This is a genomic window from Georgenia sp. SUBG003, assembly GCF_000715355.2.
In the GTDB taxonomy this organism is placed as follows: domain Bacteria; phylum Actinomycetota; class Actinomycetes; order Actinomycetales; family Actinomycetaceae; genus Georgenia.
Genome location: NZ_CP180204.1, coordinates 1218843 through 1232909, shown reverse-complemented (window position 1 = coordinate 1232909; position 14067 = coordinate 1218843). Strand labels below are relative to the sequence as shown.

Genomic DNA, 14067 nt, shown 5'->3' with positions numbered 1-14067 from the left:
CGGCCGAGAGAACACGGTCGGCCACGCCCCGGCACCGCCAGCCCCACCGGCGCCCAACCTCAAAGCTGTAAACGGTGTTCTACCGGAGGAAGTAGGAACCCTTGCTCGACGTCAATGTCTTCGACCAGCTCCACATCTCGCTCGCGACCGCGGGCGACGTGCGCGAGTGGTCGCACGGTGAGGTCAAGAAGCCCGAGACCATCAACTACCGCACCCTGAAGCCGGAGAAGGATGGTCTGTTCGGCGAGCAGATCTTCGGCCCCACCCGGGACTGGGAGTGCGCGTGCGGAAAGTACAAGCGCGTGCGCTACAAGGGCATCATCTGCGAGCGCTGCGGCGTGGAGGTCACCCGCTCCAAGGTCCGCCGCGAGCGCATGGGCCACATCGAGCTGGCCGCGCCCGTCACCCACATCTGGTACTTCAAGGGCGTCCCCTCGCGCCTGGGGTACCTGCTCAACCTCGCGCCGAAGGACCTCGAGAAGGTCATCTACTTCGCCGCGTACATGATCACCGAGGTCGACGAGGACGGCCGCCACGAGGACCTGCCCTCGCTCCAGAACGAGATGGACCTGGAGAAGAAGCAGGTCGAGACCCGGCGCGACGCCGACATCGAGGCCCGCGCGCAGCGGCTCGAGGCCGACCTCGCCGAGCTCGAGGCCTCGGGCGCCAAGGCCGACGCGCGCGACAAGGTGCGCAAGTCCGCCGAGCGCGAGATGGCGCAGCTGCGCAAGCGCGCCGACCAGGACCTGGACCGCCTCGAGCGCGTCTGGGACCGCTTCAAGAACCTCAAGGTCGGCGACCTCGAGGGCGACGAGCTGCTCTACCGCGAGCTCAACGCCCGCTACGGCATCTACTTCAAGGGCGCCATGGGCGCCGAGGCGATCCAGAAGCGCCTGGAGACCTTCGACCTGCAGGCCGAGGCGGACTCGCTGCGCGAGACCATCGCCACCGGCACCGGTCAGCGCAAGACCCGCGCGCTCAAGCGGCTGAAGGTCGTCAACGCGTTCCTGACCACCGGGAACTCGCCGCTGGGCATGGTGCTGGACTGCGTCCCGGTCATCCCGCCGGACCTGCGCCCGATGGTCCAGCTCGACGGCGGCCGCTTCGCCACCTCGGACCTGAACGACCTCTACCGCCGCGTCATCAACCGCAACAACCGCCTCAAGCGGCTGCTCGACCTCGGTGCGCCGGAGATCATCGTCAACAACGAGAAGCGCATGCTCCAGGAGTCCGTGGACGCGCTCTTCGACAACGGCCGCCGCGGGCGTCCGGTGACGGGCCCGGGCAACCGGGCGCTGAAGTCGATCTCGGACATGCTCAAGGGCAAGCAGGGCCGGTTCCGCCAGAACCTGCTCGGCAAGCGTGTCGACTACTCGGGCCGTTCGGTCATCGTCGTCGGCCCGACCCTGAACCTGCACCAGTGCGGTCTGCCGAAGCAGATGGCCCTGGAGCTGTTCAAGCCGTTCGTGATGAAGCGCCTCGTGGACCTCAACCACGCGCAGAACATCAAGGCGGCCAAGCGCATGGTCGAGCGCTCGCGCCCGCAGGTGTGGGACGTCCTCTCCGAGGTCATCCGCGAGCACCCGGTGCTGCTCAACCGTGCGCCCACCCTGCACCGTCTGGGCATCCAGGCGTTCGAGCCGCAGCTGGTCGAGGGCAAGGCCATCCAGCTCCACCCGCTCGTCTGCGGCGCGTTCAACGCCGACTTCGACGGTGACCAGATGGCCGTGCACCTGCCGCTGAGCGCGGAGGCGCAGGCCGAGGCCCGCATCCTCATGCTGTCCTCGAACAACATCCTCAAGCCGTCGGACGGCCGACCGGTGACCATGCCCTCCCAGGACATGATCATCGGGCTGTTCCACCTGACGTCGGACCGCACCGACGCGCGGGGCGAGGGCCGGTCGTTCGCCTCCATGGCCGAGGCGATCATGGCCTTCGACGGCGGCGACCTCGACCTGAACGCCGTCGTGAAGATCCGCTTCCCCGAGCTCGTCCCGCCGCAGGGCTGGACCGCGCCCGAGGGCTGGGAGGAGGGCGACGCCTACGTCCTCGAGACCACGCTCGGTCGTGCGCTGTTCAACGAGCTGCTGCCCGTCGACTACCCGTACATCAACCGGGTGGTGGACAAGAAGATCCTCGGCGGCATCGTCAACGACCTGGCGGAGCGCTACCCCAAGGTCGACGTCGGGGCGAGCCTCGACGCGCTCAAGGAGGCGGGTTTCCGCTGGGCCTCGCGCTCCGGCGTGACCATCGCGATCTCCGACGTCGTCGCTCCCGAGGCGAAGGCCGGCATCCTCGAGAAGTACGAGGGCGAGGCGGCCAAGATCCAGGAGCAGTACGACATGGGTCTGATCACGGACGACGAGCGCCGTCAGGAGCTCATCGACATCTGGACCCAGGCGACGAACGACGTCGACAACGCCATGCGGGAGAACTTCCCGGAGCGCAACACCGTGTTCCGGATGGTCACCTCGGGTGCGCGCGGTAACTGGATGCAGGTCCGTCAGATCGCCGGTATGCGCGGTCTGGTGGCGGACCCGAAGGGTGAGATCATCCCTCGGCCGATCAAGTCCAACTATCGCGAGGGTCTGTCCGTCCTCGAGTACTTCATCGCCACGCACGGCGCCCGCAAGGGCCTGGCCGACACCGCCCTGCGCACCGCCGACTCCGGGTACCTCACCCGCCGTCTGGTTGACGTCTCCCAGGACGTCATCGTGCGCGAGGACGACTGCGGCACCCGTATGGGTCTGACGATGACGATCGCCGAGCCGGACTCCTCGGGCAGCCTCGTGCGCGCGGAGACGGTGGAGACCAGCGTCTACGCCCGCACGCTCGCCCTCGACGTCAAGGACGCGGACGGCAACGTCCTCGCCCAGGCCGGGGACGACGCCGGCGACGTGCTCATCGAGCGCCTGGTCCAGGCCGGGGTCACCGAGGTCAAGATCCGTTCGGTCCTCACCTGCGAGTCGCACGTGGGCACGTGCGCCAAGTGCTACGGCCGATCCCTGGCCACCGGCAAGCTGGTGGACATCGGCGAGGCCGTCGGCATCATCGCCGCCCAGTCCATCGGCGAGCCCGGCACCCAGCTGACCATGCGTACCTTCCACACCGGTGGCGCCGCCTCCGCGGAGGACATCACGCAGGGTCTGCCCCGTGTGCAGGAGCTCTTCGAGGCCCGCACCCCCAAGGGTGAGGCCCCGATCGCCGAGGCCGCCGGCCGTGTGAAGATCGACGACACCGAGCGCACGCGCAAGATCGTCATCGTCCGCGACGACGGTCAGGAGGACGCGGTCTACCCGGTGACCAAGCGCGCACGCCTGCTGGTCGAGGACGGCGAGCACGTCGCGGTCGGGCGCCAGCTCATCGCGGGTGCGGTGGACCCCAAGAAGGTCCTGCGCATCCTCGGCCCGCGCGCCACGCAGAAGCACCTCGTCGAGCAGGTCCAGGAGGTCTACCGCTCCCAGGGCGTGGACATCCACGACAAGCACATCGAGGTCATCGTCCGCCAGATGCTGCGTCGCGTGACGGTGCTGGACTCCGGCGACTCCCGACTGCTGCCGGGCGAGCTGATGGAGCGCAGCCGGTTCGAGACCGAGAACCGCCGCGTCGTCTCCGAGGGCGGCACCCCCGCCTCCGGCCGGCCGGAGCTGATGGGCATCACCAAGGCCTCGCTCGCCACCGACTCGTGGCTCTCCGCCGCCTCCTTCCAGGAGACGACGAAGGTGCTCACCGAGGCGGCCATGAGCAGCCGGCGCGACCCGCTCCTCGGCCTCAAGGAGAACGTCATCCTCGGTAAGCTCATCCCCGCCGGGACGGGCCTGCCCCGCTACCACGAGGTGGTCGTGGAGCCGACCGAGGAGGCCAAGGCCCAGGCGTTCAGCCGGCTGGGCTACAGCGACATCGACTTCGCGCCCGCGGGCGGCACCAACGAGTCGATCCTGCTCGACGACCTGGACTTCGGTCCGGACACGTACGGGCTCGAGTTCCGCTGATCCAACGCAAGGGCGCTGCGGGGCCGGGAGGTTCGCACCTCCGGCCCCGCGGCGTCGCCGGGACGTGGCGATGGTGTTGCACGCCACGCCCCGGGCTCGTCCCAAGCTTTGACGCACGAATCCGCCGCGGAGTACGCTATTCGGCGGTGCCCGCGACATCGGGCTCTCGTGCGTGCGCCTCTCACGCCGCTGGGTCACGACCCCGGCAGGAGCGGGGCCCGCAGGCGTCACCGCCCAGTAGCAGCACGTCGATCCACGCTTTACGGTGGCAGACGAGGGCTCGCGACAGCTGGTCGACACGCCCGACAGCGGGGGCAAGGGGAAGCGAGCCAGGACGGGTCCGACGACCCGTGCCGGTCGACCCCAGGTCGGGCGAGCAGAGAACACATCGACACAGCAAGTACTTCGAGACGGAGATGTAGTGCCCACGATTCAGCAGCTGGTCCGCAAGGGCCGGAGCGTCAAGGTCGGAACCTCCAAGACGCCGGCCCTCAAGGGCAGCCCGCAGCGGCGCGGTGTGTGCACCCGCGTGTACACCACGACCCCGAAGAAGCCGAACTCGGCGCTTCGCAAGGTCGCCCGTGTCCGCCTGTCCTCCGGCATCGAGGTCACGGCGTACATCCCCGGCGTCGGTCACAACCTCCAGGAGCACTCCATCGTGCTGGTGCGCGGCGGTCGTGTGAAGGACCTGCCCGGTGTCCGTTACAAGATCGTCCGCGGCGCGCTCGACACCCAGGGTGTCCGTGGCCGCCAGCAGGCTCGCAGCCGCTACGGCGCGAAGAAGGAGAAGAAGTAATGCCTCGTAAGGGCCCCGCCCCGAAGCGACCGCTCGTCGTGGACCCCGTCTACGGCTCGCCCGTCGTCACCCAGCTGGTCAACCGCGTGCTGCAGGACGGCAAGAAGTCCACCGCCGAGCGGATCGTCTACGGCGCCCTCGAGGGCGTCCGCACGAAGACCGACTCCGACCCCGCCGTCGTCCTCAAGCGCGCTCTCGACAACGTCCGCCCGTCCCTCGAGGTGCGTTCGCGCCGCGTCGGTGGTGCGACCTACCAGGTCCCGGTCGAGGTGCGTCCGGTCCGTCAGACGACGCTCGCGCTGCGCTGGCTCGTCGACTACGCGCGCTCCCGCCGCGAGAAGACCATGACCGAGCGCCTCATGAACGAGATCCTCGACGCCTCGAACGGCCTCGGCGCCGCCGTGAAGCGCCGCGAGGACACGCACCGCATGGCCGAGTCCAACAAGGCCTTCGCGCACTACCGCTGGTAGTCACGACGCGTGCCGCCGGCGAACCCGGCGGCGCGCCGCAACGTCCTCACCCACGACACGACCGAAGAGAGCCTCACGTGGCACTTGACGTGCTGACCGACCTGACCAAGGTCCGCAACATCGGCATCATGGCGCACATCGACGCCGGCAAGACGACGACGACCGAGCGGATCCTGTTCTACACCGGCATCAACTACAAGATCGGCGAGACGCACGACGGCGCCTCGACGATGGACTGGATGGAGCAGGAGCAGGAGCGCGGCATCACCATCACCTCCGCCGCCACGACCTGCTTCTGGAAGAACAACCAGATCAACATCATCGACACGCCCGGCCACGTCGACTTCACGGTCGAGGTCGAGCGCTCCCTGCGCGTGCTCGACGGTGCGGTCGCCGTCTTCGACGGCAAGGAGGGCGTCGAGCCCCAGTCCGAGACGGTGTGGCGCCAGGCGGACAAGTACAACGTCCCGCGCATCTGCTTCGTCAACAAGATGGACAAGCTCGGTGCCGACTTCTTCTTCACCGTGAAGACGATCGAGGACCGGCTCAAGGCCACCCCGCTGGTCATGCAGATCCCGATCGGCTCCGAGTCGACCTTCCAGGGCGTCGTCGACCTCGTGAACATGCGCGCGCTCACCTGGCGCGGAGAGGTCAAGATCGGCGAGGACTACGAGGTCGAGGAGATCCCGGCCGACCTGCAGGACAAGGCCGAGGAGTACCGCGCGAAGCTCATCGAGTCGGTCGCGGAGACCGACGAGGAGCTGCTCGAGAAGTACCTCGGCGGCGAGGAGCTCACGGTCGAGGAGATCAAGAAGGGCGTCCGCGCCCTGACGGTCGCCGGCGAGGCCTACCCCGTCTTCTGCGGCTCGGCGTTCAAGAACAAGGGCATCCAGCCCATGCTCGACGCGGTGATCGAGTACCTGCCGTCCCCGCTCGACGTGCCGTCCGTCCAGGGCCACGCCGTCGGGGACGAGGAGACGGTCGTCGAGCGTCACGCCGACGAGAAGGAGCCCTTCTCCGCCCTGGCGTTCAAGGTCGCGTCGCACCCCTTCTTCGGCAAGCTCACCTACGTGCGCGTGTACTCCGGCACCGTGCCGCAGGGCGCCCAGGTCCTCAACTCGACCAAGGGCAAGAAGGAGCGCATCGGGAAGATGTTCCAGATGCACTCCAACAAGGAGAACCCGATCGAGGTCGCCCACGCGGGCCACATCTACGCGTTCATCGGCCTGAAGGACGTCACCACGGGTGACACCCTCTGCGCCCTCGACGCGCCGGTCATCCTCGAGTCGATGACGTTCCCGGAGCCGGTCATCCACGTGGCCATCGAGCCGAAGACCAAGGGCGACCAGGAGAAGCTGAGCACGGCGATCCAGAAGCTGGCCGAGGAGGACCCGACCTTCTCCGTCCGCCTGGACGACGAGACCGGCCAGACCGTCATCGGCGGCATGGGCGAGCTCCACCTCGACATCCTCGTGGACCGCATGCGTCGCGAGTTCAAGGTCGAGGCGAACGTCGGCGCCCCGCAGGTGGCGTACCGCGAGACGATCCGCCGCAAGGTGGAGAAGATCGACTACACGCACAAGAAGCAGACCGGTGGCTCCGGCCAGTTCGCGAAGGTGCAGGTCACCTTCGAGCCCCTCGACACCGCCGAGGGCGAGCTGTACGAGTTCGAGAACAAGGTCACCGGTGGCCGGATCCCGCGCGAGTACATCCCGAGCGTGGACGCCGGTATCCAGGACGCGCTCCAGAACGGTGTCCTCGCGGGCTACCCGATGGTGGGCGTGAAGGCCGTCCTCCTCGACGGCGCCTACCACGACGTCGACTCCTCCGAGATGGCGTTCAAGATCGCCGGCTCGATGGTGCTCAAGGAGGGCGTGAGGAAGGCCGACCCGGCCCTGCTCGAGCCCATGATGGACGTCGAGGTGCGTACGCCCGAGGAGTACATGGGTGACGTCATTGGCGACCTCAACTCCCGCCGTGGCATGATCCAGTCGATGGAAGACGCGAGCGGCGTCAAGGTCGTCCGCGCTCTCGTGCCGCTGTCCGAGATGTTCGGGTACGTCGGCGACCTCCGGTCCAAGACCCAGGGTCGCGCGGTGTACTCGATGCAGTTCGACAGCTACGCGGAGGTTCCTCGGAACGTCGCCGAGGAGATCATCAAGAAGACCCGGGGCGAGTGAGTCCCACAGGTCGACCCAGCAAGTAACCCATAACCGACCCGTAGGATCCCATCCGCCCCGGCAGGGGCCGCCAAGCGCCTGCCAGAGCTGAGAGACAACTACCCAAGTCCCAGGAGGACCCCAGTGGCGAAGGCCAAGTTCGAGCGGACCAAGCCGCACGTCAACATCGGCACCATCGGTCACGTCGACCACGGCAAGACGACGCTGACCGCCGCGATCTCGAAGGTGCTGGCGGACAAGTACCCGGACCTGAACACGTTCACCCCGTTCGACCAGGTCGACAACGCTCCCGAGGAGCGTCAGCGCGGTATCACGATCAACGTCTCGCACGTCGAGTACCAGACCGAGAAGCGCCACTACGCGCACGTCGACGCCCCGGGTCACGCCGACTACATCAAGAACATGATCACCGGTGCGGCCCAGATGGACGGCGCGATCCTCGTGGTCGCGGCGACCGACGGTCCGATGGCCCAGACCCGCGAGCACGTGCTGCTCGCCCGCCAGGTCGGCGTTCCCTACCTGCTGGTCGCGCTGAACAAGTCCGACATGGTCGACGACGAGGAGATCCTCGAGCTCGTCGAGATGGAGGTCCGCGAGCTGCTGTCGTCCCAGGGCTTCCCCGGCGACGACGTTCCGGTGGTGCGCGTCTCGGCGCTCAAGGCGCTCGAGGGCGACCCGGAGTGGGTCAAGTCGGTCGAGGAGCTCATGGAGGCCGTGGACGAGAACGTCCCGGACCCGGTCCGCGACATCGACAAGCCGTTCCTCATGCCGATCGAGGACGTCTTCACCATCACCGGTCGCGGCACCGTCGTCACCGGTCGTGTGGAGCGCGGTCAGCTCAAGGTGAACGAGGAGGTCGAGATCGTCGGTATCAAGGAGGCGAAGCAGACCACCACCGTCACCGGCATCGAGATGTTCCGCAAGCTGCTCGACACCGCGGACGCCGGCGAGAACGTCGGTCTGCTGCTGCGCGGCACCAAGCGCGAGGACGTCGAGCGCGGCCAGGTCGTCTGCAAGCCGGGTTCGATCACCCCGCACACGCAGTTCGAGGGTCAGGTCTACATCCTCGCCAAGGACGAGGGTGGCCGCCACAACCCGTTCTACTCGAACTACCGTCCGCAGTTCTACTTCCGGACCACCGACGTCACCGGCGTCATCACGCTGCCCGAGGGCACCGAGATGGTCATGCCGGGCGACAACACCGAGATGACGGTCGAGCTCATCCAGCCGATCGCCATGGAGGAGGGGCTCGGCTTCGCCATCCGCGAGGGTGGCCGCACCGTCGGCTCCGGCCGAGTGACCAAGATCCTCAAGTGATCACCCGCCAGGTCTGAGCCTGGCACCCGCCGGGGAGACCCGGCTGCCGGCTCCGGCCGGCGACGCAGGACCCACGGGGCCCGGCGGCTGCACCCGCAGCCGCCGGGCCCTCTGGCGTTCCCGGTTACTAGACCGGCGGGCCGGGTCGGCGTCAGATGCCCCGCCGCGGTCGCGGGACAGGCGCCCATGTCCAGTGCGCGCCGGTGCGCCGGGTGCGCCCGGTGCCGCCGGGTGCGCCCGGTGCCGCCGGGTGCGCCGGGTGTCGCCGGGTGCGCGCGGAGGTCCGTACGCACTTCGCGAATCTCCCCGCGCTCGGCGTGATGGCGGACCGGTCGGTGGCGGCCAGGAGCGGGGGAGTGAAGCTCAGGGCGCGGCGCGTGGGGGGTCGGCGGTGGCGGGCGGACCGTCCGCCGGTGCACGGGAGGGGCGGTGCGGTGGATCGCCCGCCGGGCGCGGGAGAGGCGGTGCGGGAGGATCGCCCGCCGGGCGCGGGAGAGGCGGTGCGGGCAGACCCCCTTCCGCACCGCGAACGCGCTGCACACCGTGCGGGGCGCGTGCGGTGCCGAGCGTCACAGCCCGTGATCGCGCTGAGGGCTCGCGGCACGGGGAAGCGGCCTGGTAACGTGGCGGGGCCGGGACGCGCGAGCGTGCCTGCCGGAGCGTGACCTAGTCCTCACCGCGGGGACGACGTGCGACTGGCCATCTGGCTGGTGGTTCTGGCAGACTAGTCCGGTTGCCTGGGGTCAGGCCCCAGAGACATGACTGCTGGATCGGGTGCCAACGCCCGGATCCGAACGAGCATCACAACGACCACCCCCGAACGGGGGATCCGGGTCGGAGCGTGTCGCCGAGCGCGACACGCCCGAGCGCGGGGGTCGGTACAGACAGCGGTACGAGAGAGGTTAGACGACGCCATGGCGGGACAGAAGATCCGCATCCGGCTCAAGTCCTACGACCACGAGGTCATCGACAGCTCGGCGCGCAAGATCGTCGACACGGTGACTCGCGCTGGTGCGACGGTCGTGGGCCCGGTGCCGCTGCCGACGGAGAAGAACGTCTTCACCGTCATCCGTTCGCCCCACAAGTACAAGGACAGCCGCGAGCACTTCGAGATGCGCACCCACAAGCGCCTCATCGACATCGTCGACCCGACGCCGAAGGCTGTCGACTCGCTCATGCGTCTCGACCTGCCGGCGGACGTGAACATCGAGATCAAGCTCTGAGGACACCTGTAATGACTACGACTTCCCAGCAGGCTGCCGGCCGCGCCGTCAAGGCGCTGCTCGGCACGAAGCTCGGCATGACCCAGGTCTGGGACGAGGCCGGCCGCCTCGTGCCCGTCACGGTCGTCCAGGTGGGCACGAACGTGGTGACGCAGGTGCGCACCGCGGAGACCGACGGCTACAACGCCGTGCAGCTCGCCTTCGGCCAGATCGACCCCCGCAAGGTCACGCAGCCGCTCAAGGGTCACTTCGAGAAGGCCGGGGTCACCCCGCGCCGTCACGTGACCGAGATCCGCACCACCGACGCGACGAGTACAGCCTCGGCCAGGAGCTCGCCGTCGACCTCTTCGAGGCCGGCCAGCGCGTCGACGTCGTCGGCACGACCAAGGGCAAGGGCACCGCGGGTGTCATGAAGCGCCACGGCTTCGCCGGCGTCTCCGCCTCCCACGGTGCGCACCGCAACCACCGCAAGCCGGGCTCGATCGGCGGCGCCTCGACGCCGGCGCGCGTGTTCCGCGGGCAGCGGATGGCCGGTCGGATGGGCAACGCCCGCCAGACCACCCAGAACCTGAAGATCCACGCCGTCGACGCCGAGCGGGGCCTGCTGCTCGTCGCCGGTGCCGTTCCGGGCAACAAGGGCGGCGTCGTCGTGATCCGTACCGCCGCGAAGGGGGCGTGACTCCCATGTCAACGCAGTCCGAGCAGTCCACCGTTTCTGTCGACGTCCTGGACGCCGCGGGGGAGAAGGCCGGCTCCGCCGAGCTGCCCGCCGAGGTGTTCGACGTCCAGACCAACGTGCCGCTGATCCACCAGGTCGTCGTCGCGCAGCTCGCGGCGGCCCGCCAGGGCACCCACGCCACCAAGACCCGCGGCGACGTCCGCGGCGGTGGCCGGAAGCCCTACAAGCAGAAGGGCACCGGCCGCGCCCGTCAGGGCTCGACCCGTGCGCCGCAGTTCGCCGGCGGTGGCACCGTCCACGGCCCGCAGCCGCGCGACTACAGCCAGCGCACCCCCAAGAAGATGAAGGCCGCCGCGCTCCGTGGCGCCCTCTCCGACCGGGCCCGCGCCGGCCGCGTGCACGTGGTCTCCGAGCTGGTCTCGGGCGAGACCCCGAAGACCTCGGCCGCCCTCGCCGCGCTGAAGAACGTCGTGGCGGACCGCACCGCGCTGGTCGTCCTCGAGCGCGGCGACGAGCTGACCGTCCTGAGCCTGCGCAACGTCCCGAGCGTCCACCTGCTCTGGGCCGACCAGCTCAACACCTACGACGTCCTCGTCAACGACGACGTCGTGTTCACCTCCGGTGCGCTGCAGGCCTTCCTGCGCGGCCCGAAGGCCGAGGAGGAGACGAAGTGAGCCTCGAGGCGAGCAAGAACCCCCCGCGACATCATCATCCGGCCGATCGTCTCCGAGAAGAGCTACGGCCTGATCGACGAGGGCAAGTACACCTTCGAGGTGGACCCCCGCTCGAACAAGACCGAGATCAAGAACGCCGTCGAGAAGATCTTCGACGTCAAGGTCGCCTCCGTGAACACGGCGAACCGACCCGGCAAGAGCCGCCGCACAAAGTTCGGCCTCGGCAAGCGCAAGGACACCAAGCGCGCGATCGTCACGCTGCGCGAGGGGACCATCGACATCTTTGGCGAGGTCGCCGGCTGACGCCGGCGCGCCGAAGGAAGGATCGAAAATGGGAATCCGTAAGTACAAGCCGACGACGCCGGGCCGCCGCGGTTCGAGCGTGGCCGACTTCGTCGAGATCACCCGGTCCGAGCCGGAGAAGTCGCTGGTCCGCCCGCTGACGAAGAGCGGTGGCCGTAACTCCACCGGCCGGATCACCACCCGTCACAAGGGTGGCGGCCACAAGCGCGCCTACCGCGTGATCGACTTCCGTCGTCACGACAAGGACGGCGTGCCCGCGAAGGTCGCGCACATCGAGTACGACCCGAACCGCACCGCGCGCATCGCGCTCCTGCACTACGCCGACGGCGAGAAGCGCTACATCCTCGCGCCGAACAAGCTCAAGCAGGGCGACCGCATCGAGAACGGTGCCGGCGCGGACATCAAGCCGGGCAACAACCTGCCGCTGCGGAACATCCCGGTCGGTACGGTCATCCACGCCATTGAGCTGCGGCCCGGCGGCGGTGCGAAGATCGCCCGCTCCGCCGGTGCGTCCGTCCAGCTGGTGGCGAGGGAGGGCAAGTACGCGCAGCTGCGCATGCCCTCCGGCGAGATCCGCAACGTCGACGTCCGCTGCCGCGCCTCCATCGGCGAGGTCGGCAACGCCGAGCAGTCCAACATCAACTGGGGCAAGGCCGGCCGCATGCGCTGGAAGGGCAAGCGCCCGACCGTGCGCGGTGTCGTCATGAACCCGGTCGACCACCCGCACGGTGGTGGTGAGGGCAAGACCTCCGGTGGTCGTCACCCGGTCAGCCCGTGGGGCCAGCCCGAGGGCCGGACCCGCCGTCCGAACAAGCCCAGCGACCAGCTCATCGTGCGCCGTCGCCGTACGGGCAAGAAGCGCTGATAGGGAGACGACGACATGCCTCGCAGTCTGAAGAAGGGCCCCTTCGTCGACGACCACCTGCAGAAGAAGGTGGACGCTCAGAACGACAAGGGCACCAAGAACGTCATCAAGACCTGGTCCCGCCGGTCGGTCATCACGCCCGACTTCCTGGGACACACCTTTGCGGTGCACGACGGCCGGAAGCACGTGCCGGTCTTCGTCACCGAGTCGATGGTCGGCCACAAGCTCGGGGAGTTCGCCCCGACCCGCACCTACCGCGGGCACGACAAGGACGACCGCAAGGCTCGTCGCCGCTGACGCGACGACCTTCCCGAGCACACCGAACCGACAAGTAAGGCAGGAACATGGAAGCCAAGGCGCAGGCGCGATTCGTACGCGTCACGCCTCAGAAGGCACGCCGTGTCGTGGACGTCGTCCGCGGCAAGCGCGCCGAGGAGGCGGTGTCCGTGCTGCGGTTCGCCCCGCAGGCGGCGGCCGAGCCCGTGCGAAAGGTCGTCGAGAGCGCGATCGCCAACGCCCGTGTGAAGGCCGACCAGGCCAGCGAGGCGTTCGACGAGAACAAGCTCGTCATTCTCGAGGCGTTCGTCGACGAGGGCCCCACCCTGAAGCGGTTCCGTCCGCGGGCCCAGGGGCGGGCCAGCCGCATCCTCAAGCGCACCAGCCACATCACCGTCATCGTGGGTGAGGCTGAGTCCAACGGCGCGGCCAAGCAGGCCGCCGGCACGAAGGGGAGGACCCGATAGTGGGTCAGAAGGTCAACCCGACCGGGTTCCGGCTCGGCATCACCACCGATCACCGTTCGCGCTGGTTCGCCGACAGCACCAAGGCCGGCCAGCGGTACCGCGACTACGTCCGCGAGGACGTGGCGATCCGTCGCCTCATGTCCGCCGGGCTCGAGCGCGCCGGCATCGCCAAGGTCGACATCGAGCGCACGCGGGACCGCGTCCGCGTCGACCTGCACACCGCCCGCCCGGGCATCGTGATCGGGCGCCGCGGCGCGGAGGCCGACCGGCTGCGCGGCGAGCTCGAGAAGCTCACGGGCAAGCAGGTCCAGCTGAACATCCTCGAGGTCAAGAACCCCGAGGTGGACGCCCAGCTGGTCGCCCAGGGCATCGCCGAGCAGCTCGCGAGCCGCGTGTCCTTCCGCCGTGCGATGCGCAAGGGCATGCAGTCCGCGCAGCGCGCCGGTGCCAAGGGCATCCGGGTGCAGTGCTCCGGCCGTCTCGGCGGCGCCGAGATGTCGCGTTCCGAGTTCTACCGCGAGGGGCGCGTGCCGCTGCACACCCTGCGCGCGAACATCGACTTCGGGTTCTTCGAGGCCCGCACCACCTTCGGCCGCATCGGCGTGAAGGTCTGGATCTACAAGGGTGACGTGACCGAGAAGGAGTACGCCCGCGAGCAGGCCGACTCCGCCTCCCGCGCTCCGCGTGGCCGTGGTGAGCGCCGTGGTGGCGCCCGCGGCGCCGGCCGCGGCGGCGAGTCCCGCTCGCAGGCTGCTCCCGCCGCGGCGGGCCAGGGCGAGGCCCCGGCCGCCGAGGCTTCGGCACAGACCGGAACGGAGGCCTGAG

At 68.9% G+C, this 14067-nt stretch carries 11 protein-coding genes and 2 pseudogenes; all 13 read left to right on the top strand.

The features are described from left to right. The first annotated feature begins 101 nt into the window (after positions 1-101). The 13 genes and pseudogenes from DA06_RS05975 (at position 102) to rpsC (ending at position 14066) form a co-directional block, all read left to right on the top strand. Entirely contained in the window at positions 102-3992 is a 3891-nt protein-coding gene (locus DA06_RS05975) for a DNA-directed RNA polymerase subunit beta' (protein ID WP_043498213.1), read from the top strand. A gap of 421 nt (positions 3993-4413) precedes the next feature. Continuing rightward, positions 4414-4788 carry a 30S ribosomal protein S12 gene (gene rpsL, locus DA06_RS05970; RefSeq protein WP_043498211.1) on the top strand — a complete coding sequence of 125 codons (375 nt, stop codon included), beginning with the start codon at positions 4414-4416 and terminating at the stop codon, positions 4786-4788. Beyond that, the gene (rpsG, locus tag DA06_RS05965; protein WP_043498209.1) at positions 4788-5258 is read left to right on the top strand and encodes a 30S ribosomal protein S7; all 471 of its coding nucleotides are present in this window, start codon (positions 4788-4790) and stop codon (positions 5256-5258) included. Before rpsL ends, rpsG begins: the two co-directional genes overlap by 1 nt. Positions 5259-5335: 77 nt before the next feature. Next, a complete protein-coding gene (fusA, locus tag DA06_RS05960; RefSeq protein ID WP_043498207.1) occupies positions 5336-7438 on the top strand; it encodes an elongation factor G in 2103 nt (700 codons plus the stop codon). Between the two features lie 123 nt (positions 7439-7561). Beyond that, positions 7562-8755 carry an elongation factor Tu gene (tuf, locus tag DA06_RS05955; protein ID WP_043498205.1) on the top strand — a complete coding sequence of 398 codons (1194 nt, stop codon included), beginning with the start codon at positions 7562-7564 and terminating at the stop codon, positions 8753-8755. Positions 8756-9669: 914 nt separating this feature from the next. Further along, complete coding sequence (gene rpsJ / locus DA06_RS05950) at positions 9670-9978, top strand: 30S ribosomal protein S10 (RefSeq protein ID WP_043498203.1); 309 nt, start codon at positions 9670-9672, stop codon at positions 9976-9978. A gap of 11 nt (positions 9979-9989) precedes the next feature. Then, positions 9990-10657: pseudogene (rplC, locus tag DA06_RS05945) on the top strand (50S ribosomal protein L3). 5 nt (positions 10658-10662) lie between these two features. Further along, on the top strand, positions 10663-11331 hold the full coding sequence (rplD, locus tag DA06_RS05940) for a 50S ribosomal protein L4 (RefSeq protein WP_043498199.1): 669 nt from the start codon (positions 10663-10665) through the stop codon (positions 11329-11331). A gap of 15 nt (positions 11332-11346) precedes the next feature. Continuing rightward, positions 11347-11634 (top strand): annotated as a pseudogene (gene rplW / locus DA06_RS05935) (50S ribosomal protein L23); the annotation flags it as partial. A 28-nt stretch (positions 11635-11662) separates the two neighbouring features. Beyond that, positions 11663-12499 carry a 50S ribosomal protein L2 gene (rplB, locus tag DA06_RS05930; protein WP_043498195.1) on the top strand — a complete coding sequence of 279 codons (837 nt, stop codon included), beginning with the start codon at positions 11663-11665 and terminating at the stop codon, positions 12497-12499. Between the two features lie 15 nt (positions 12500-12514). Further along, entirely contained in the window at positions 12515-12796 is a 282-nt protein-coding gene (gene rpsS, locus DA06_RS05925) for a 30S ribosomal protein S19 (RefSeq protein WP_043498193.1), read from the top strand. Positions 12797-12843: 47 nt separating this feature from the next. Next, positions 12844-13242 (top strand): 50S ribosomal protein L22, encoded by a 399-nt coding sequence (gene rplV, locus DA06_RS05920; protein ID WP_043498191.1) that lies wholly within the window; start codon positions 12844-12846, stop codon positions 13240-13242. Beyond that, complete coding sequence (rpsC, locus tag DA06_RS05915) at positions 13242-14066, top strand: 30S ribosomal protein S3 (RefSeq protein ID WP_043498189.1); 825 nt, start codon at positions 13242-13244, stop codon at positions 14064-14066. Before rplV ends, rpsC begins: the two co-directional genes overlap by 1 nt. Position 14067 lies beyond the last annotated feature (1 nt).